Raw genomic sequence first — 18,287 nt, 5'->3', positions numbered from 1 at the left:
GGCATATTGTGGTCAGACCACAAGGATATAATAATGAAAGTGATGTCTGCCATGTACCCAAATCTGTTACAGCCTCTCGACTTAGGCTTCACAACATTAAGAAACCGCGTGCTGATGGGATCCATGCACACGGGTCTGGAAGAACATAAAGAAGGGCTGCACAAACTTGCGGCTTTTTATGAAGAGCGTGCCAAAGGTGGAGTCGGACTGATCGTTACCGGCGGCTTTTCGCCCAATTTACGCGGGCGCCTGCATCCGCTCAGTGCCGAATTCAGCAAACCCAAACACGCGCAGTCACATAAAGTGGTGACAGAGGCCGTGCACCGCCATGGTGGTAAAATTGCGTTGCAGATTTTGCATGCCGGTCGGTATGCAATGCATCCGTTTGCTCAGAGCGCTTCCGCAATTAAAGCACCGATTGCCCGTTTCGCGCCAAGTGAGATGAGTACACGTCAAATTCGCAAAACCATCGACGCGTTTGCCAACAGTGCATCGTTGGCACAACTGGCCGGCTATGACGGTGTCGAGGTCATGGGATCAGAAGGCTACCTGATCAACCAGTTTATCTGTAAGCGTACTAACATGCGCTACGACGAATGGGGTGGCAGCTATGAAAACCGAATGCGTCTGCCGCTGGAAATTGTCAAAGCGATTCGTAAAGCGGTTGGCGAGGAGTTCATCATCATCTTCCGTTTGTCGATGTTAGATCTGGTTGAAGAAGGCAGTACCTTCGAGGAAGTCCTGATGCTGGCCAAAGGGCTGGAAGAGGCGGGAGTGACGATCATCAATACGGGGATCGGCTGGCACGAAGCGCGTATTCCTACCATCGCGACGCAGGTGCCTCGGGCGGCATTCAGTTGGGTGACCGAAAAAATCCGGCCGCACCTCAATGTGCCGGTTGTCACTTGTAACCGGATCAATACGCCACAAGAAGCGGAAAAGATTCTCTCCTCCGGTCAGGCCGACATGGTGTCCATGGCGCGGCCATTCCTCGCGGACGCGTATTTTGTGGCGAAAGCCGAAAAGAACCAGTCCAATCTGATCAACACGTGTATCGGTTGTAATCAGGCGTGTTTGGACAATGTATTTAAAGGCCAGCGTGCCAGCTGTTTAGTCAACCCGATCGCTTGTCGTGAGACCGAGCTGGTGATCACGCCGAGTGACAATCCTAAAACCATCGCCGTGGTCGGCGCTGGTCCGGCTGGGCTGTCCTGCGCGACGACGCTGGCACGCCGCGGGCATAAGGTGGATTTGTTTGAACGCAATGATCGCATTGGCGGACAGTTCCGCTTGGCGATGCAAATTCCGGGCAAAGAAGAGTTTCGCGAAACCATTCGCTATTTTGCCAACCAGATCGACCTCACCGGAGTCAATCTGCACCTCAGTACGGACGCGACGTTTGATTTGTTGCAGGAGTACGATGAAGTGGTGATGGCGTCGGGCGTGGCGCCACGTAAAGTGACGATTGACGGCATAGACACACCGGAAAAAGTGGTCGATTACCAGACATTGATCAAAGAGAAAACCCCCGTTGGCGAGAAAGTCGCGATCGTGGGAGCCGGAGGTATTGGGGTCGATATTGCGACCATGCTAACGGAGCCGGCAGGTCACAACTTGGATGACTGGTTGCACGAATGGGGCATCGATAAGGAAATTACTCATCCGGGCGGTTTGTATCCGTACCCTCATTCACTCAGTGATAAAACCGTGTGGGTATTACAGCGGCGTAAAGGTCGGGTCGGCAAAGGGCCGGGTAAAACCACGGGCTGGATCCACAAACGTACTCTGGAAAACCGCGGGGTGAATCTGCTCGGTGGCGTCAGCTATGAAAAAATCGATCAGCAAGGGCTGCATATTTCGGTGGATGGTAAACCACAATTGCTCGAGGCCGATAAAGTGGTGATCTGTGCCGGTCAGGAGTCGGTTCGTCCATTTGAGGACCAATGGGAACAGATGGGTGATAAACTGCACGTGATCGGCGGGGCGGATCACGCCGGGGAGCTCGATGCTGTGCGCGCCATTCGTCAGGGTGTTGAGCTGGCCATCAAGCTCTGAGTTGTTGGTATGCTGACCAAGAAAAAGGCGCTCTGATGAGCGCCTTTTTTCATCGTGGCTTACAGGATAACGGTTTTGTTGCCGTACACGAAGACATGATCGTTGATCACTTTCGTCAGTGCTTTGCTCAGCACCGTTTTCTCAACATCGCGGCCAGCCTGGGCCATGTCTGAGGCACTGAAGTTGTGATCGACCGGAATCACATCCTGCTTAATGATTGGACCTTCATCTAGATCGTTGGTCACAAAATGTGCCGTTGCACCGATGATCTTCACTCCGCGTTCGTACGCTTGTTGATACGGCTTCGCACCGATAAACGCAGGCAGGAAACTGTGGTGAATATTGAGAATACGATGGTGATAGCGCTCCACAAAGCCTGGCGTCAGTACCCGCATGTATTTCGCCAGCACCAGATAATCGGGCTGATATTGTTCGATCACCGCCAGAACCTGTTGCTCGTGTTGCTCGCGGGTCAGGCCATCGTGTGACACGCAGTGATACGGGATATCAAACTTTTCCGTCAGACTCTGGAGTTTGTCGTAGTTGCCGACCACTGCGGCGATGTCGACATCCAGGCTACCATCGTAACTTTTCATCAGGATGTCACCAAGGCAGTGAGCTTCTTTGGTCACTAAGATCACAATGCGTTTGCGTGATGAATCGATCAGTTTGCGCTTGGTGCCTTCAGGCAGCGCATGATCCAAATCGGCGAGGAAGGTTTGATCATTAAAATAACCTTCCAGTTCAGTACGCATGAAAAAGTGGCCGCTGGTGTTATCCACGAACTCATTGTTGTGGATGATGTTGAGTTGGTGCTTGTAACAGATGTTGGTGATTTTTGAGATCAGACCCGGGGCATCAGTGCAGTGGGTCAGCAAGGTTTTCTTTTCCATTGAGTACAACTTCCATGCATATCATTGTTATTTGTGGCCGCATGACAACGACAGTCATGCGGTGAGTTGATTTAATAAGTAATCGAATTTGGATTTGGTTTCAACAAAATATCCGTGCCAACCGTTTGCCTTGTGCCTGCGTGTGCCGGAGGCGACAACTCATACTCAGTCAACAGAGTATCATTTCGTCGGGTCGCAGTTTAGCCGGCGGCTTGGAGGCTTTGCTGATTGCAGGTCGCGCTGCTGGTGTAAAACTGCCATAATCGCTGCCAACTCGATTCACTGCACACTTTGTTATGATTTCAAAAGTCTTCTCCGCCACAGGCGCACTCGGCAAAGCCATTCCGGGCTTTCAGCCCCGTCAGGCTCAGTTAGATATGGCCGAAGCCGTTGCCCAGACCATTCGTGGCGAAGGACAACTGGTCGTGGAAGCAGGAACTGGAACGGGTAAAACATTTGCCTATCTGGTCCCTGCTTTGCTGAGCGGCAAGAAGACCATCATCAGCACCGGCTCCAAGAACCTACAGGAACAGCTGTTTCATCGGGATTTGCCTCTGATGACTCAGGCGCTGGGATTTTATGGTCAGGTGTCCTTGCTAAAAGGCCGTGCTAACTATCTGTGTCTGGACCGCCTTAGCCGTCAGATGGTTGAAAGTCATACGCCGCAGTCGGATCCAACCTTGTTGTCCCAATTGGTCAAAGTGCGTGGCTGGGCGTCGGAAACCAAATCCGGCGATCTGGGGGAGTGTGAAGCGATTGCAGAAGACAGCCCGGTGATCCCAACGATCACGTCGACCAATGATAACTGCTTGGGCAAAGAGTGCCCGAGTTATCAAGATTGCTTTGTGCTCAAAGCGCGTAAGCGGGCGATGGACTCTGATGTGGTGGTGGTGAACCATCACCTGTTTCTGGCCGATTTGGCGATCAAAGAAACCGGGTTTGGTGAGTTGATTCCTGAGGCTGACGTTTTCATTTTTGATGAAGCGCATCAACTGCCCGATATTGCCAGTCAGTACTTCGGTCAATCGGTATCCAGCCGGCAAATTCAAGAGTTGGCGAAAGACATTGAAATCGGGTATCGCACCGAAGCGCGCGATATGCGTCAGTTACAGAAAGTGGGCGAGAAGCTGGTGCAGACGGCCGGTGACCTGCGAATTTTGCTGGGTGAGCCCGGATTTCGTGGCAACTGGCGTGAAGCCTTGAACTCCGCGCCAATTGTTCGTGAGTTAGAACGGTTGCAGGATGCGCTCGACTTTGCCCTCGATGTGCTCAAGTTGGCGCTGGGGCGCAGTCAACTGCTGGATACCGCCTACGAAAGAGCGACCCTGATCAAAGCGCGCATCGACCGGGTGTGTGATGTGTCGATCACCGGCTACTCTTACTGGTATGACACGACGCCGCGGCATTTCAGTCTGCACATTACTCCGTTGTCGGTCGCCGATAAATTTCATGAGCAGATTGAACTCAAGCAAGGTGCCTGGATATTCACCTCTGCAACGTTGGCGGTGAACGATGACTTTGGTCACTTTACTTCTCGGCTTGGCTTGCAACCGGCGCAGCAGTTTTCGCTGCCGAGTCCGTTTGACTATCAAAGTCAGGCGAGGCTGTGTGTGCCGCGTTATCTGCCGGAACCCAACAGCCCTGGGTTGGCAGACAAACTGGTGAACATGTTGGCCCCGTTGATTGAGCAAAACCGTGGGCGGTGTTTTTTCCTGTGCACCTCTCACAGTATGATGCGCGATTTGGGCGAACGTTTCCGGGAAACCTTGACCGTGCCCGTGTTGTTACAGGGGGAGACCAGTAAGCAGAAAACGTTGGCAGAGTTTATGGAACTTGGCAATGCGTTGCTGGTGGCCACGGGCGCCTTTTGGGAAGGGATTGATGTTAGAGGTGATGCGTTAAGCTGTGTTATCATCGACAAACTGCCTTTTACCGCTCCGGACGACCCGTTATTAAAGGCCCGGATTGAAGATTGCCGCCTCAAGGGTGGCGACCCGTTTGCTCAGGTGCAGTTGCCTGACGCGGTGATCACCCTGAAGCAGGGCGTCGGGCGGTTAATTCGTGATAAGAGAGACCAGGGCGCATTGATCATTTGCGACAATCGCCTGGTGACCAGAGACTACGGCGGGATCTTCCTGTCCAGTCTGCCACCGATTCCGCGGACCCGCGATCTCGAAGTGGTGAAAGAGTTTCTTATCCAGATTTCAGATACCAACGAAGTATAATCAGAGACATTAATGAGCACGAAAATTCTTGCCTTGGATACTGCAACCGAAAACTGTTCAGTTGCGCTTTTAGTCGGAGACCAACTTTACGTACGCAGTGAAGTCGCCCCGCGGGATCACACCAAAAAAATCCTGCCTATGGTGGACGAAGTGCTTAAAGAAGCCGGGCTGACATTGCACGAATTGGACGCGCTGGCGTTTGGCCGAGGGCCGGGCAGTTTTACCGGTGTGCGCATTGGCATCGGTATCGCGCAGGGGCTGGCCTTCGGAGCCGACTTACCTATGATAGGTATTTCCACGCTGGCGGCGATGGCCCAAGGGTCGTACCGGGTGCATGGCATGCAGCAGGTAGCCTGTGCGATTGATGCACGTATGAGTGAAGTCTACTGGGGACGTTTTAGCCGTCAGGCTGACGGAAGCTGGAATGAGATGGAGCCAGAATGTGTGATTCCACCATTGATGCTGGCAGAGCAAATTCAGGCAGATGAACGTATTTGGGGCACCGCTGGCACGGGATGGGATGCATACGTGCAAGAGCTGGCTGCGATTGAGTTGCAACGTACTCCGAGTGAAGTGTTGTACCCGGATGCCCGGGATATCGCCTATCTGGCGACCTTTGAACTGGCGAAAGGCAACACGGTTGACGCAGAGCAAGCCAGTCCGGTGTATCTGCGCGACAACGTAGCCTGGAAAAAGCTTCCGGGCCGCGAATAATTCAGTAATGAGGCCACGTTGTGGCCTCGTAAAGGATTACCATGGTTTCAGTTAACGGTTTACCTCCTGCTTCCGTCCCCGGCAACCAACGGACCAATAAAGCGAAGAAAGCCGGTAAGAAAAATAACGTCAACCAGGCGCAGGGTAAAACACCGGCCGAGCAGACCAGTAAAGTTGCCGATGCCGTCTCTCACTCGATCCGCCAGGTTCAGCCGTCTGATGTTCACCAGGCGCGGTTGCAATACGATTTACCGGAAGGCAAAAGTCGGAAAGCCATGGAAGAGTACCTGAACGTTATGAATCAGGCCAAACGTGAGGAACTTGCCAGCCTGCTTGGGGTCGATATTTATATCTAACTGAATGATATTTTCGGGTGCGGCTGCCATGAAACTGTTTTCTCTGACCTCCATCTTTTCTTTCTCTGCCATCCTGTTACTGGCCGGGTGCGCTTCGTTACCCGAAACCCTCAAATCTGACTCGCCTCGGTTGATTTCTGATTATCAGGCGTGGTCGGTTCAAACAACGGCCGATGGTACACCTATTCGCCTTGGCGGCGTGATCGCCGCTGTCACGAACCTCGACAATAAAACTCGTATTGAAGTGGTGAACCTGCCAATCAGTGAATCCGGCAAGCCCGATATTGATAAAGAGCCACATGGCCGTTTTGTAGGGTACATTGATGGGTTTATCGATCCGGTGACGTTTGCCAAAGGCCGGATGGTGACGTTGTTGGGGACCTCACAAGGCACTGAGCAAGAGAAAGTCGGCGATTACGACTATCGTTTTCCGGTGATGCAGATCTCAGGCTACCACTTATGGCGTGTCGAAGAGCGAGTTGTCACCTATGATGATCCTTTCTTCTATCCGTGCATCGGCATTTACTGTCGACACCTTTATTATGATTACGGCCCGCGTGAGGGTAAGGTCATCAAAACCGTCAAATGAATTTCAATTACACCCGCTATGCGCTGGACTCGCTGACACTGGCGGCAGTGGAGAGTGGCGATGCACAAACGGCCGAACTGTCGGTCGTTTTTTTGCATGGCTGGCTCGACAACGCGGCCAGTTTTCAGACCGTCATGAATCATCTGTCAGCGCTCAACCCGAACCTGCACCTGTGCGCAATCGATTTACCGGGACATGGCCTGTCACAACATAAATCAGGTAGCAATTTCTACCCATTTCACGACTACATAGACGATGTTTACCAATTTCTGGCTAAGTTATCGCCAAACAGAACCTTGTTAGTAGGACATTCACTTGGTGCTTTGATTGCGAGTTGCTATAGTGCCGCCTTTCCTGAGCAAATCAGTGGATTGGTTCAGATAGAGGGCTTAGGTCCATTGGCGGAATCGCCCGACAACAGCGTCTCCCGACTGCGTAACGGGGTACTCAGTCGCCAGCGGATTCGACGCAAGCCACTCAGGACACTGCAGAGTGTTGATGAAGCCGTTCACCGGCGGGCCAGCGTAAATCAGATCGAGAAATCGTTGATTGCGCCGGTGGTAGAACGGAGTTTACACCAACAGGACGGGCGTCTTTGTTGGCGTCATGATACGCACTTACAGTGTGATTCTTTGTATCGCATGTCTCCGGAACATGCTCGTGCAATCCAGGCTGAGGTCCTGTGTCCTCAACTGGTGATCTTAGGCGAGCAGGGGTTCCAGCACTTACGGGCAGAGTCTGCTCTAAACGCTTCTGAAAAGACCAAAATCGTGACCATATCTGGTGGTCATCATTGTCACTTACAGCAGCCTTCTAGAGTATCTGATCTAATTTTTGGCTTAGTTAACAAAATTTAAACAAGTGTTTGAGTGTTTCGTGCTCAAGCGCTTTGGCTGTGATGTAATAGCAGAATAATAAAATGATGCTGTTGCACTGGGTTTGTGCACTTCTGTCCGCGTGCCTTGAGTGGCCATCTGACGCAAACCCCAGCCTAATAACGAGGAGTATCACAGTGGAAAAACCTTGGCTATCACGTTACCCAAGTGATGTGCCGGAAACTATTGATCCGGATAAATACCCGTCTCTAGTTGAGATGTTCGAGCAATCCGTTCAGAAATACGCTGACCAGCCAGCCTTTATGAACATGGGCTCGGTGATGACGTTTCGGAAGCTTGAAGAGCGCAGCCGTGCGTTTGCTGCTTACCTGCAAAACGAACTGAAACTAAAAAAGGGCGATCGTGTTGCACTGATGATGCCGAACTTGCTGCAATATCCGGTGGCGTTGTTTGGTGTGCTGCGAGCCGGTTTGATTGCCGTAAATGTGAACCCGCTGTATACCCCGCGTGAGCTAGAACATCAATTGTGTGATGCTGACGCAAAAGCTATCGTGATCGTCTCCAATTTTGCGAATACTCTTGAGCAGATCGTCGATAAAACGCCGGTAAAACACGTGGTGCTCACCAGTTTAGGGCAGATGCTGCCTCGTGCCAAAGGCACCTTGGTCGACTTCGTGGTCAAATACGTTAAAGGTATGGTGCCAAAGTACGATTTGCCCGGGGCGATTTCCATGCGTAAGGCGCTGCGTCAAGGGCGTCGTCTGCAATATGTTAAACCGTTCATGAGCGGTGATGACATTGCATTCTTACAATACACCGGCGGTACAACCGGCGTGGCAAAAGGGGCGATTCTGACTCACCGGAATATGGTGGCCAACGTGCTGCAGGCCAAGGGCGCTTACGGTCCGGTTTTGTCGGAAGGTCGAGAATTGGTGGTGACCGCACTGCCGCTGTATCACGTGTTTGCGTTGACCGTAAACTGCCTGCTGTTTATCGAAATGGGTGGCCAGAACCTGTTGGTGACCAACCCTCGTGACATTCCGGGCTTTATCAAAGAGTTGCAGAAGCACCAATTTACCGCGATCACCGGCGTCAATACCTTATTTAACGCCTTGATCAACAATGAAGACTTCCATGAGCTGGATTTCAGTAATTTACGTCTGGCGGTCGGTGGCGGTATGGCGGTTCAGCGTGCGGTTGCCGAGCAGTGGAAGAAAACCACCGGTTGTTACCTGCTGGAAGGTTATGGCCTGACCGAATGCTCGCCGCTGGTGGCTGCGTATCCTCACGATCTGACCGCGTACAACGGCTCGATAGGTTTGCCGGTGCCGTCAACGGAAGTTCGTATTGTCGATGACGAAGGCAATGCCTTGGCAAACAGTGAAACCGGCGAACTTCAGGTACGTGGTCCGCAGGTGATGCAAGGGTATTGGCAGCGACCGGAAGCAACAAAAGACGTGATCAATCATGACGGTTGGTTATCGACCGGTGACATCGTGAAATTTGATGACGAAGGCTTCCTGCACATTGTTGACCGTAAAAAAGACATGATTCTGGTCTCGGGGTTCAATGTTTACCCGAACGAGATCGAAGATGTGGTGGCACTGCACGGCAAAGTGCTGGAAGTCGCGGCCATTGGTCAGCCACATGAAGTATCGGGTGAAGTGGTAAAACTGTACGTGGTGAAACGCGACCCAAGCCTGACCAAGGAAGAGGTGATTGCGCATTGTCGTCAGCATCTGACCGGTTACAAAGTACCGAAACTGGTTGAATTCCGTGAAGATCTGCCAAAGAGCAACGTAGGTAAGATACTGCGTCGTGTGCTGCGTGAAGAGAACGATGCGAAACTGGCTAAAGCCGAGTAATTTCCCGTCGTAATCGTTTTTAATGCTAGAATGCCGACTTAATATGTCGGCATTTTTCTTTTCTCCCGATGAGAAAACAGAGCGAGAAGTTTGTGAACTATCAGATTATTACCCAAGTCAGTGAACTGGAAACCGTATGTCAGCAAGCGCGTGAGCGTGATGTGGTCATGCTGGATACCGAATTTGTCCGTACCCGTACTTATTATCCGCAACTGGGCTTGATCCAATTGTTCGACGGGGACACGTTGTCGCTGATCGATCCTGTGGCTCTGGAAGAAATGACCGCATTTGTGGAACTGTTGAAAGACGCGTCAGTCATGAAGGTTCTGCACGCTTGTGGCGAAGATCTGGAGGTGTTCCAGAATGCCTTTGGCTGTACGCCGGTTCCGATGATTGACACCCAGATCATGGCGGCGTTTCTTGGTCATGGCTTGTCAACCGGCTTTGCGACGCTGGTGGCCGAGTATCAGGGGCTGGAGCTGGATAAAAGTGAGTCTCGTACTGACTGGGTAGCGCGTCCACTGAGTCAAAAACAGCTAGAGTACGCGGCTGCCGATGTTTACTACCTCTATCCGCTGTACGACAAACTGCTGGCCGAAGTTCTGCAGGCCGGTTGGTGGGAAGCCGCGCAGCAGGAGAGTGATCTGCTGGTCCAAAAGCGCATCCGTACCGCGAATATCGACAACGCCTATTTGGATATCAAAGGCGCCTGGCAACTGCGTCCGAGTGAATTGGCTATCCTCAAGCCTTTGGCAACATGGCGCATTGAGTACGCAATGAAAAACGATCTGGCGCTGAACTTTGTGTTTAAAGACACGGATCTGCTGACCATTGCGCGGCTTGGTATCCGTAGCCCGCAGCGAATGGAGCAGGAAGGCATGGATCCTCGCTCAGTGCGCCGTCATGGCGGGCGGATTGCCGGGATCGTGAAGCGAGCGCAGCAGACACCTGCCGAGCAGTATCCGGAAAAAATTGAGCGCCTGATGGACTTACCTGGGTACAAACAGCTGTTCAAAAAGCTCAAGGATGAAGTAAAACACGTGTCACAAAATACCGGGCTGGCGAGTGAGTTTCTTGCTTCCAAGAAGCAACTGAATCAGGTCATCAGCTGGGTGTGGCGTAAAGAGCGTGATTCGGTGCGTCTGCCGGATGTGATGCAAGGTTGGCGTAAACCACTGTTTGGTGAAAAATTAGACTCTTTAATCTAGTCTAATCTATTGTCTCTTATAGAAAATTTGACGAATCCTTATCGCAAGCCTCATTTGAGTATGGTAAAAATGGGGTGATGCATTACATATGATAAGGATATCGATAAATGAAAAAAAACAGACTTGCCGGAGCGGTTTACGCCGCTCTGCTCTTGTCGCCGCTGCCAGTCAGCGCTGCAACCTTAGCCGAGGGCGACGTTTTAGCGAAAGAGCAGTTTCTGGTACGCGGCAATGGCGCAGAGCCAAGCACGCTTGATCCTGCATTTGTCGATTCTGGCTCGCCTGGGGATGTGATCGTTAACGACATGTTCGAAGGCTTGCTAATAGAAAATCTGCAAGGGGAAATTGTCGGTGGGCTGGCACAGTCCTGGCAAACATCCACAGACGGAAAGACCGTCACCTTCCACTTAAAACCTGCGACCTGGTCGGATGGCCAGCCGATCACCGCTGAGGATTTTGTGTTCGCCTGGCAAAGAGCGGTCGATCCGAGTACGGGAAACAGCACGGGCTTTAACCTGACGACAGCGAATGTGCTCAACGCTCAAGCGGTACTGAGCGGCGCGACTGACGTTAGCCAACTTGGGGTCGCAGCTCCGGATGCACACACCTTTGTTGTGACGCTCACACAACCAACGCCGCACTTTCTCAGTATGATGAGCATTAAAACGTTCGCACCGGTGCCCAAACACAAAGTCGAAAAGTTCGGTGAAAATTGGACTCGTCCGGAACACATTGTCACCAGCGGTGCCTACACTTTAAAACGCTGGGTGCCGAATGAGTATGTCGATGTCACCAAAAACCCACGCTATTACGATGCCGAACATACCTACATTGATGGGGTGCGCTATCTGGCGCTTTCTTCCCAGAATGCCGAGTTTGTCCGTTTTATGTCGGGTGAGATCGACATGACCAACCGGGTACAACTGGAATACTATCAGAAACTGAGCAAAGACAATCCGAACCTGATTCGTTCACTGCGTTTGCTCGGAGCGTACGTGTATGATTTTAATACGCAGCGGGCGCCGTTCGATAATCCGGATGTGCGTCGTGCCCTGAGTATGATGATCGACCGGGACACGTTGGTGGAGAAAATTACTGGTCAGGGAGAGCCGCCAGCTTATTCGGTGGTGCCGGACATTATTCCGGATTACCGGGCGGCGCAGCCGGAATTTGCGAGTTGGGACACCACGCAGCGTATCGAGACTGCCCGGGCACTGTTGAAAGAGGCCGGCTACGATGATAAGCATCCGCTGAAGATAACGCTGACCTATAACACCAGTGAAAATCATAAACGCATTGCACTGGCGATTGCGTCAATGTGGAAGCCGCTGGGAGTGAAGGTTGAGCTGAATAATATGGAGTGGAATGCATACCTCAACGCCAAATCGAACGGCGATTTTACGGTAGCTCGCTCGTTTGCCTTTGGTGACTTCGCGGAGCCGTCTGCGGTATTGAACAGTTTTCGTTGTCATGACGTGAATAACAGCACCCAATACTGCAATGAACAGGTCGATAAGTTATTGCAAAGTGCAGCGAAAGCCAGCGATCAGCAACAACGTTACCAGTATTACGAGCAGGCAGAACGGCTGATCGTCAATGACGCCCCAATTATTCCGTTACACTTCTATAAACACACCCGACTGGTGAACGCCAAGCTGAAGGGTTTCCCGGATAACAACCCGAAAGGCAATATCTACGCAAAAGACATGTATTTCGTTGAGTAATTAGGCGGGAATGACAGAGTGGCCAATAAAAAAGCAGGATGAATGACATCCTGCTTTTTCTTTTTCGTTGCTTGGTGCAGAGCAGAGCACCACCGATACGATTATTTTTCGTCGTCTGGTAGCTTAACGTTCAGCTCGAGCACGGAAATATCGTCATCTTTATGCTCAAACGACAGGTCGACCATCGACGGATCAACCGCGACGTACTTACTGATCACCTTAAGAATGTCTTCTTTAAGTTGCGGCAGATAGTTCGGCGCAGGATCGTTCTGGCTGCGACGTTCTGCGACGATGATCTGCAGACGCTCTTTTGCGACATTCGCAGAAGATTTTTTCTGCGGTCTGAAAAACTCAAGTAATGACATGTCGCTAGCCTCCAAATAGTCGTTTAAAGATTCCTTTCTTCTGCTCCGTCAGGAAGCGGAAATCCACCTGGCTGCCTAACAAACGCTCGACCGTATCACTGTATGCCATACCGGCGTCTGACTGCTCGTCAAACACCACCGGCACGCCTTTGTTGGAGGCATTCAATACTGCCTGGCTTTCCGGGATAACCCCGAGCAGCGAAATATGCAGGATCTCTTCTACGTCTTCCACACTCAGCATATCACCCTGAGTGACGCGGGTAGGGTTGTAGCGCGTCAGCAGCAGGTGCTGTTTGACGGGCTCAAGGCCTTCTTCCGCGCGACGTGATTTCGAGTCCAGAATACCCAGAATACGGTCAGAGTCACGTACTGACGAAACTTCTGGGTTGGTTGTGACAATGGCTTCATCTGCAAAGTATAGCGCCATAAGCGCGCCTTGTTCGATACCCGCCGGTGAATCACAAATCACGAAATCAAAGCCCATTTCATCCAGTTCATCCAGAACGCGACGCACACCATCACGTGTCAGCGCATCTTTGTCCCGGGTTTGGGAAGCAGGAAGAATGAAAAGATTGTCGTTGCGCTTGTCTTTGATCAGTGCCTGATTCAGTGTTGCTTCGCCATTAATGACATTGACAAAGTCGTACACCACACGGCGCTCACACCCCATGATCAAATCCAGATTTCGCAGACCGATGTCAAAATCGATCACTGCGGTTTTTTTGCCTTTCATCGCGAGGCCAGATGCGATGGCCGCGCTGGACGTGGTTTTACCCACCCCACCTTTACCTGACGTAACAACGATAATGCGTGCCATTATGTGTTTTCCTTATTTTCTTAAATGGTGAGCGTTTCGATATGAAGAGAGTCATCCTGGGTGGACACCATGACTTTCTTCTGCCAGAACTCACGTTCAATTTTGTCGCTGAGCCAGTAACTGCCTGCGATAGACACCAGCTCGGCTTGTAAATCATGGCAAATGATCTTTGCGTCTTTCTGACCACTTGCCCCGGCAATCGCGCGGCCACGGAGCGTTCCGTGGATATGGATAGAACCGTCGGCAATAACTTCTGCACCGGCACTGACATGGTTCATGACCACCAAATCGCCGTCTTTCGCGTACACCTGCTGCCCGGATCGGATAGGGGTACGAACTACTTTGGTAGGCGCCATTTTTGCTGGTGCCTTAGACGGTGATTTACTGGCAGACATGATGGCGAACCCGGAACGGGATGCCAAATTCTGCATGCGTTTGTCTTTACTGCCTGTGATCCCGACCGGGATCATGCCTGCATCGGTGATGCCTTGTTTTAATGCAGTGAAATCGATGTCTTCCTTCACCTGCTCAATATTGATCACCACTGGTGCTGAGGCGAAGAAGGCCGGTGCCTGCTCAACCTTCTCTTTGAGAAATTCAATGGTTTTTGGGACATCATTGTCAGAAAGATGCAAAACTGACAAAGTAAAGCTGCTACCTTTTAGGTCAGGGGAAGATGACATATGGCTACATTGACCTCAATAACTCATCGCCTCATAAGAAAGGGCGTTGCTTGGAACCTGGGTATTCATGTTATATTCCCCGCCATAGCACAGCAAGTTATGTTGCTGTCAAATGGTCGTTTTAGTTGCAATTTTAGCTAATTGTTTACGAAACTGAGACAAATACTCAGCCTTCGTGGCAAAAGGAACACTATGCTCTGTTCAATTTACAAAAGTTCGAAAAAAGAAGGTACCTATCTCTATATCCCGAAAAAGGATGATTTTTCACAGGTTCCTGACACTCTCATGCAGATGTTCGGCAAACCTGTTTTCGTGATGATGATTAAGATGGACGGGCGTCATCTGGCCCAGGTTGACATCGAAAAAGTGAAAGCGTCTATGAACGAAGAGGGCTTTTTCCTGCAACTACCACCGCCGCCAGAAAATCTGCTGGAACAATACAAAGAACGCAAAGCTCAGCAAAATAACAAAGGTTGAGTGACCAATAATTGCTCAAGGAGGGCAATTTGAAAAAACTATTGTCAGTCGTATTAGGTTTAAGTTTGGCGACCAGCGCAGTGGCCAACGAGCAAAGCTTTGAGCAGTACGTCGAAGGTCTCAAACAAGAAGCACTCAAAAATGGCATTTCTCAGCAAGTGGTTGATGATGCGTTCAAAAATGTTACGTACAAGCCACGGGCAGTCAAAGCCGATCGTAATCAGCCCGAAAAAAAACTCACGCTGGATGAATACATCCCGCGTGCCGTTCCAGCGTGGAAAGTCAAGCAGGCCCGTAAGCTCTATCAGGAGCACTACGCGGCGCTTAAACGCATCGGTGAAGAGTACGGTGTCCAACCGCGTTACATTGTGGCGTTGTGGGGCGTTGAGAGCAATTTCGGTAAGTTCACTGGGGGTTACAGCGTGATCGATGCGCTGTCGACCATGGCTTATGACGGCCGCCGTGAAGCGTTTTTCCGCAAAGAAGCGATGGCGGCGCTGGAAATCATTCAGCAAGGTCATATTAAAGCGGATGACATGAAAGGCTCCTGGGCGGGCGCGATGGGGCAATGTCAGTTTATGCCAAGCTCGTTTTTGTCGTTTGCGGCAGACGGTAACGGTGATGGTAAAAAAGACATCTGGGGAACGCAGGCAGATGTGTTTGCTTCCACGGCTAATTACCTCAGTCAGTCTGGCTGGGACGACAACTACACTTGGGGGCGCCAGGTCAAAGTACCGCACGGTATCGACAAAAGCCTGGAAGGGCGCGATGAAGCCAAAGGTAAGTATTTGCGGGAGTGGAGCAAGCTGGGCGTGACCCGTTACAACGGTCAACCACTGCCGACACTGGACAACGACATCAAGGCCTGGTTGATCATGCCGGACGATGAGAACGGCCGCGCTTATCTGGTCTACAACAACTACAATGTGTTGATGAAGTGGAACCGGTCGTATTACTTTGCCTTAGCGGTCAGCCATCTGGCGGATGCCATCATCTACTGATTCTTAGGGGCTCACTAGAGCCCCTTCATCTTTCTGAGGATATTGCCGTGCTTTCTGAACGAGCCGCCCAAATGGTGATTTTTGCTGCGCTGGTGAAACACCAGAGTTTTACGGCGGCGGCGAAGAGCCTGGGGGTGTCTGTTTCTCATGTCAGCAAACAGCTGAATGTGTTGGAAGAGTCGCTGGGGCTCAAGTTGATACAGCGCACTACCCGGACATTCACCCCGACTGAAGCTGGGCTGCAATTTCATCAGCACTGTGCTCGTTTGGTTGAAACGATCAATGCGGCTCAGTATGAAATGGAGAGTCAACGTGATGAAGTCTCCGGCCTGGTGCGGCTGGGAATGTCACAATCGTTCGGGACGTTACATATCATTCCCGCCATGGATGAGCTTCGCCAGCGCTACCCGAACCTGCAAGTGGAAGTCCATTTATTCGATTATCGCGTTGATATGCTCGAAGAGGGCTTAGATCTGTGGATTACCAATAACGAACACTTGCCGGAAGGGTACATCGCCCAGCGTCTGGCCGACTGTCAGTTTGTGGTGGCCGCATCGCCAGATTATCTGGTTCAGCACGACACGCCACAAACACCGGATGAGCTCGCGCAGCATAATTGTTTGATTTATCGCAGTTGGGAGCGTGATTACACCAGTTGGGCGTTTTCCCGCGCTGGTGAGGAACTGTTTGTCAAAGTCTCCGGAAACTATTCGGTCGATTTGGCCGAGGCGGTACGTGACGCTGCGGTTGCCGGATGGGGCGTGGGGTATCTGGCTACGTATCTGCTGCGCGATGAGTTTCGCAGCGGTAAACTGATTCAGTTGTTACCGGACTGGCGCGCCAGTCAGTCGATGCCGTTTTACGCTGTATACCCGAGCCGTAAGCATATGCCGAAAAAAACCTCAGCCGTGATCGAGTTTATCCGGCAGAAGATCGGTTCCCCCTGCCATTGGGATCAGAATCTCGCTGCTTATATCCGCACACCTAAAGTGTGATTTCTAGCACGATTATTTCCTGTTTCAGAAACATCTTTTCCATATGGAAATAGTCAAGGTGACGCAAACGTTTATCCTCATTAAATTCAAGTGGTTATGTTGCGTGGTTGAATTTTAATCTCCATCGAGTTTGATAGTCGTTAACATCCTTCGGTTGCGTTAATCGTTTGCCTGCATACAATCCGCGCCTTCCTGTTTCTTTTTTGGTTACCTTTTTATGAGTTCTCTCTTGGGTGTCGTGGCGATCTTCTTTATTGCCTGGTTACTTTCAACTGACAGAAAAAATATCCGTCTTAAAACCGTGTCGCTGGCGTTTCTGCTGCAAGTATTGTTTGCGCTGCTGGTGCTTTACATTCCGGCCGGTAAAGAGGCGTTGAATCGGGTGACGGAAGTGGTATCCGGTCTGATCAACTATGGTCAGGAAGGGATCACTTTCTTGTTTGGTGGCCTGGCAACGGGCGGCTTTACCTTTGCCATTAATGTATTAGGTATCATAGTGTTCTTCTCCGCGCTGATATCTGGTCTCTATCATCTGGGCATTATGCCAAAGGTGATCAACCTGATTGGTGGTGGATTACAGAAGTTTCTCGGCACGGGCCGCGCTGAGTCGCTCTCGGCGACTGCGAATATCTTCGTCGGTATGATTGAAGCGCCGTTGGTCGTCAAACCGTATCTGAAGCACATGAGCGATTCGCAGTTTTTCGCCGTGATGACCTGTGGTCTGGCTTCCGTCGCCGGAGGAACGCTGGTGGGTTACGCGTCACTGGGCGTCGAGCTTAACTATCTGATTGCGGCAGCCTTTATGTCAGCACCAGCGGGATTGATGATGGCCAAACTGCTGATGCCGGAAAACGGTGAGGGAGCCGTTGACTCTGAAGCCGACAATGTCGAGATGCCGCGTGCAACCAACGTGGTTGAAGCGATGGCAGATGGCGCGATGTCTGGCCTGCGCATTGCCGTGGCCGTTGGCGCAACGCTGCTGGCGTTTGTCAGTGTGATTGCGCTGTTAAACGGTATGCTGGGTTGGGTTGGCGACCTGTTTGGCATTCAGTTGAGTTTTGAGCTGATCATGGGTTACCTGTTTGCCCCTGTCGCCTGGTTGCTGGGGATCCCGTGGAGCGAAGCGATTACGGCGGGTTCGTTGATCGGCAACAAGATCGTCGTGAATGAGTTTGTGGCGTTTATTCAACTGATTGAAAACCGTGATCTGCTTAGTGAGCACTCTCAGGCGATCGTGACGTTTGCCCTGTGTGGTTTTGCCAATATCTCCACCATGGCAATGCTGATTGGTGGCCTGGGTAGTTTGGTCCCAGAGAAGCGCGCGTTTATCTCCCAATACGGTTTCCGTGCCATTGCGGCCGGTGTACTGGCAAACCTGATGAGCGCGTCGTTGGCTGGCGTGATTTTGTCTCTGTAAACCGCAGTTCAATATCGCAGTAATAAAAAAGGGTGACCGATGTCACCCCTTTGTTGTCTTTGTCACG

At 51.3% G+C, this 18,287-nt stretch carries 17 protein-coding genes; 13 read left to right on the top strand and 4 right to left on the bottom strand.

The features are described from left to right. The first annotated feature begins 51 nt into the window (after positions 1 to 51). Complete coding sequence (locus tag CAG65_RS01570; RefSeq protein ID WP_161451703.1) at positions 52 to 2,055, top strand: NADPH-dependent 2,4-dienoyl-CoA reductase; 2,004 nt, start codon at positions 52 to 54, stop codon at positions 2,053 to 2,055. A 59-nt stretch (positions 2,056 to 2,114) separates the two neighbouring features. Here the strand turns inward: CAG65_RS01570 and purU are convergent, their stop codons facing one another. Next, on the bottom strand, positions 2,115 to 2,948 hold the full coding sequence (gene purU, locus CAG65_RS01565) for a formyltetrahydrofolate deformylase (RefSeq protein WP_021703951.1): 834 nt from the start codon (positions 2,946 to 2,948) through the stop codon (positions 2,115 to 2,117). 296 nt (positions 2,949 to 3,244) lie between these two features. Between purU and CAG65_RS01560 the strand changes: the two genes are divergently transcribed. From CAG65_RS01560 to CAG65_RS01525, 8 genes are all read left to right on the top strand, one after another. Continuing rightward, complete coding sequence (locus CAG65_RS01560) at positions 3,245 to 5,173, top strand: ATP-dependent DNA helicase (RefSeq protein ID WP_161451701.1); 1,929 nt, start codon at positions 3,245 to 3,247, stop codon at positions 5,171 to 5,173. A 12-nt stretch (positions 5,174 to 5,185) separates the two neighbouring features. Next, entirely contained in the window at positions 5,186 to 5,887 is a 702-nt protein-coding gene (tsaB, locus tag CAG65_RS01555) for a tRNA (adenosine(37)-N6)-threonylcarbamoyltransferase complex dimerization subunit type 1 TsaB (RefSeq protein WP_161451699.1), read from the top strand. Between the two features lie 41 nt (positions 5,888 to 5,928). Then, positions 5,929 to 6,243: a hypothetical protein gene (locus CAG65_RS01550; RefSeq protein ID WP_021703954.1), complete on the top strand. Its 315-nt coding sequence runs from the start codon at positions 5,929 to 5,931 to the stop codon at positions 6,241 to 6,243. Between the two features lie 28 nt (positions 6,244 to 6,271). Next, positions 6,272 to 6,832, top strand: coding sequence for a Slp family lipoprotein (locus CAG65_RS01545; protein ID WP_040902235.1), 561 nt, complete (start codon positions 6,272 to 6,274; stop codon positions 6,830 to 6,832). Then, on the top strand, positions 6,829 to 7,689 hold the full coding sequence (locus CAG65_RS01540; protein WP_161451697.1) for an alpha/beta hydrolase: 861 nt from the start codon (positions 6,829 to 6,831) through the stop codon (positions 7,687 to 7,689). Before CAG65_RS01545 ends, CAG65_RS01540 begins: the two co-directional genes overlap by 4 nt. Positions 7,690 to 7,844: 155 nt before the next feature. Continuing rightward, positions 7,845 to 9,533, top strand: a complete 1,689-nt coding sequence (gene fadD, locus CAG65_RS01535; RefSeq protein WP_021703957.1) for a long-chain-fatty-acid--CoA ligase FadD — start codon at positions 7,845 to 7,847, stop codon at positions 9,531 to 9,533. Positions 9,534 to 9,625: 92 nt separating this feature from the next. Beyond that, positions 9,626 to 10,741 carry a ribonuclease D gene (rnd, locus tag CAG65_RS01530; RefSeq protein ID WP_161451695.1) on the top strand — a complete coding sequence of 372 codons (1,116 nt, stop codon included), beginning with the start codon at positions 9,626 to 9,628 and terminating at the stop codon, positions 10,739 to 10,741. A gap of 107 nt (positions 10,742 to 10,848) precedes the next feature. Next, positions 10,849 to 12,465, top strand: coding sequence for a peptide ABC transporter substrate-binding protein (locus CAG65_RS01525; RefSeq protein WP_161451693.1), 1,617 nt, complete (start codon positions 10,849 to 10,851; stop codon positions 12,463 to 12,465). Between the two features lie 101 nt (positions 12,466 to 12,566). On the opposite strand, the gene minE is transcribed toward CAG65_RS01525, so the two are convergent. The 3 genes from minE to minC are packed head-to-tail and all read right to left on the bottom strand — an operon-like array spanning position 12,567 to position 14,330. Beyond that, the gene (gene minE / locus CAG65_RS01520; protein ID WP_021703960.1) at positions 12,567 to 12,830 is read right to left on the bottom strand and encodes a cell division topological specificity factor MinE; all 264 of its coding nucleotides are present in this window, start codon (positions 12,828 to 12,830) and stop codon (positions 12,567 to 12,569) included. Positions 12,831 to 12,834: 4 nt separating this feature from the next. Continuing rightward, on the bottom strand, positions 12,835 to 13,647 hold the full coding sequence (gene minD, locus CAG65_RS01515; RefSeq protein ID WP_021703961.1) for a septum site-determining protein MinD: 813 nt from the start codon (positions 13,645 to 13,647) through the stop codon (positions 12,835 to 12,837). Between the two features lie 20 nt (positions 13,648 to 13,667). Then, the gene (minC, locus tag CAG65_RS01510) at positions 13,668 to 14,330 is read right to left on the bottom strand and encodes a septum site-determining protein MinC (protein WP_161451691.1); all 663 of its coding nucleotides are present in this window, start codon (positions 14,328 to 14,330) and stop codon (positions 13,668 to 13,670) included. Positions 14,331 to 14,522: 192 nt separating this feature from the next. Between minC and CAG65_RS01505 the strand changes: the two genes are divergently transcribed. From CAG65_RS01505 to CAG65_RS01490, 4 genes are all read left to right on the top strand, one after another. Next, positions 14,523 to 14,807: a YcgL domain-containing protein gene (locus CAG65_RS01505; RefSeq protein WP_161451689.1), complete on the top strand. Its 285-nt coding sequence runs from the start codon at positions 14,523 to 14,525 to the stop codon at positions 14,805 to 14,807. Positions 14,808 to 14,836: 29 nt separating this feature from the next. After that, entirely contained in the window at positions 14,837 to 15,808 is a 972-nt protein-coding gene (locus CAG65_RS01500) for a lytic murein transglycosylase (protein WP_161451686.1), read from the top strand. 47 nt (positions 15,809 to 15,855) lie between these two features. Beyond that, on the top strand, positions 15,856 to 16,803 hold the full coding sequence (locus tag CAG65_RS01495) for a LysR substrate-binding domain-containing protein (protein WP_161451684.1): 948 nt from the start codon (positions 15,856 to 15,858) through the stop codon (positions 16,801 to 16,803). Between the two features lie 217 nt (positions 16,804 to 17,020). Further along, positions 17,021 to 18,220 (top strand): NupC/NupG family nucleoside CNT transporter, encoded by a 1,200-nt coding sequence (locus tag CAG65_RS01490; RefSeq protein WP_161451682.1) that lies wholly within the window; start codon positions 17,021 to 17,023, stop codon positions 18,218 to 18,220. Positions 18,221 to 18,287 lie beyond the last annotated feature (67 nt).

Origin of the sequence: Vibrio sp. V39_P1S14PM300, from assembly GCF_009904765.1 — a bacterium.
Taxonomy (GTDB): domain Bacteria; phylum Pseudomonadota; class Gammaproteobacteria; order Enterobacterales; family Vibrionaceae; genus Vibrio; species Vibrio proteolyticus.
The sequence above is the reverse complement of the archived record's forward strand: the minus strand, read 5'-3'. Positions and strand labels throughout refer to the sequence as shown.

What these genes read in the sequence shown, in the direction of transcription:
- CAG65_RS01570 (WP_161451703.1), top strand. Translation starts at nt 52, where the DNA reads ATGTACCCAAATCTGTTACAGCCTCTCGACTTAGGCTTCACAACATTA.
- purU (WP_021703951.1), bottom strand. Translation starts at nt 2,948, where the DNA reads ATGGAAAAGAAAACCTTGCTGACCCACTGCACTGATGCCCCGGGTCTG.
- CAG65_RS01560 (WP_161451701.1), top strand. Translation starts at nt 3,245, where the DNA reads ATGATTTCAAAAGTCTTCTCCGCCACAGGCGCACTCGGCAAAGCCATT.
- tsaB (WP_161451699.1), top strand. Translation starts at nt 5,186, where the DNA reads ATGAGCACGAAAATTCTTGCCTTGGATACTGCAACCGAAAACTGTTCA.
- CAG65_RS01550 (WP_021703954.1), top strand. Translation starts at nt 5,929, where the DNA reads ATGGTTTCAGTTAACGGTTTACCTCCTGCTTCCGTCCCCGGCAACCAA.
- CAG65_RS01545 (WP_040902235.1), top strand. Translation starts at nt 6,272, where the DNA reads ATGAAACTGTTTTCTCTGACCTCCATCTTTTCTTTCTCTGCCATCCTG.
- CAG65_RS01540 (WP_161451697.1), top strand. Translation starts at nt 6,829, where the DNA reads ATGAATTTCAATTACACCCGCTATGCGCTGGACTCGCTGACACTGGCG.
- CAG65_RS01525 (WP_161451693.1), top strand. Translation starts at nt 10,849, where the DNA reads ATGAAAAAAAACAGACTTGCCGGAGCGGTTTACGCCGCTCTGCTCTTG.
- minE (WP_021703960.1), bottom strand. Translation starts at nt 12,830, where the DNA reads ATGTCATTACTTGAGTTTTTCAGACCGCAGAAAAAATCTTCTGCGAAT.
- minD (WP_021703961.1), bottom strand. Translation starts at nt 13,647, where the DNA reads ATGGCACGCATTATCGTTGTTACGTCAGGTAAAGGTGGGGTGGGTAAA.
- minC (WP_161451691.1), bottom strand. Translation starts at nt 14,330, where the DNA reads ATGTCATCTTCCCCTGACCTAAAAGGTAGCAGCTTTACTTTGTCAGTT.
- CAG65_RS01505 (WP_161451689.1), top strand. Translation starts at nt 14,523, where the DNA reads ATGCTCTGTTCAATTTACAAAAGTTCGAAAAAAGAAGGTACCTATCTC.
- CAG65_RS01490 (WP_161451682.1), top strand. Translation starts at nt 17,021, where the DNA reads ATGAGTTCTCTCTTGGGTGTCGTGGCGATCTTCTTTATTGCCTGGTTA.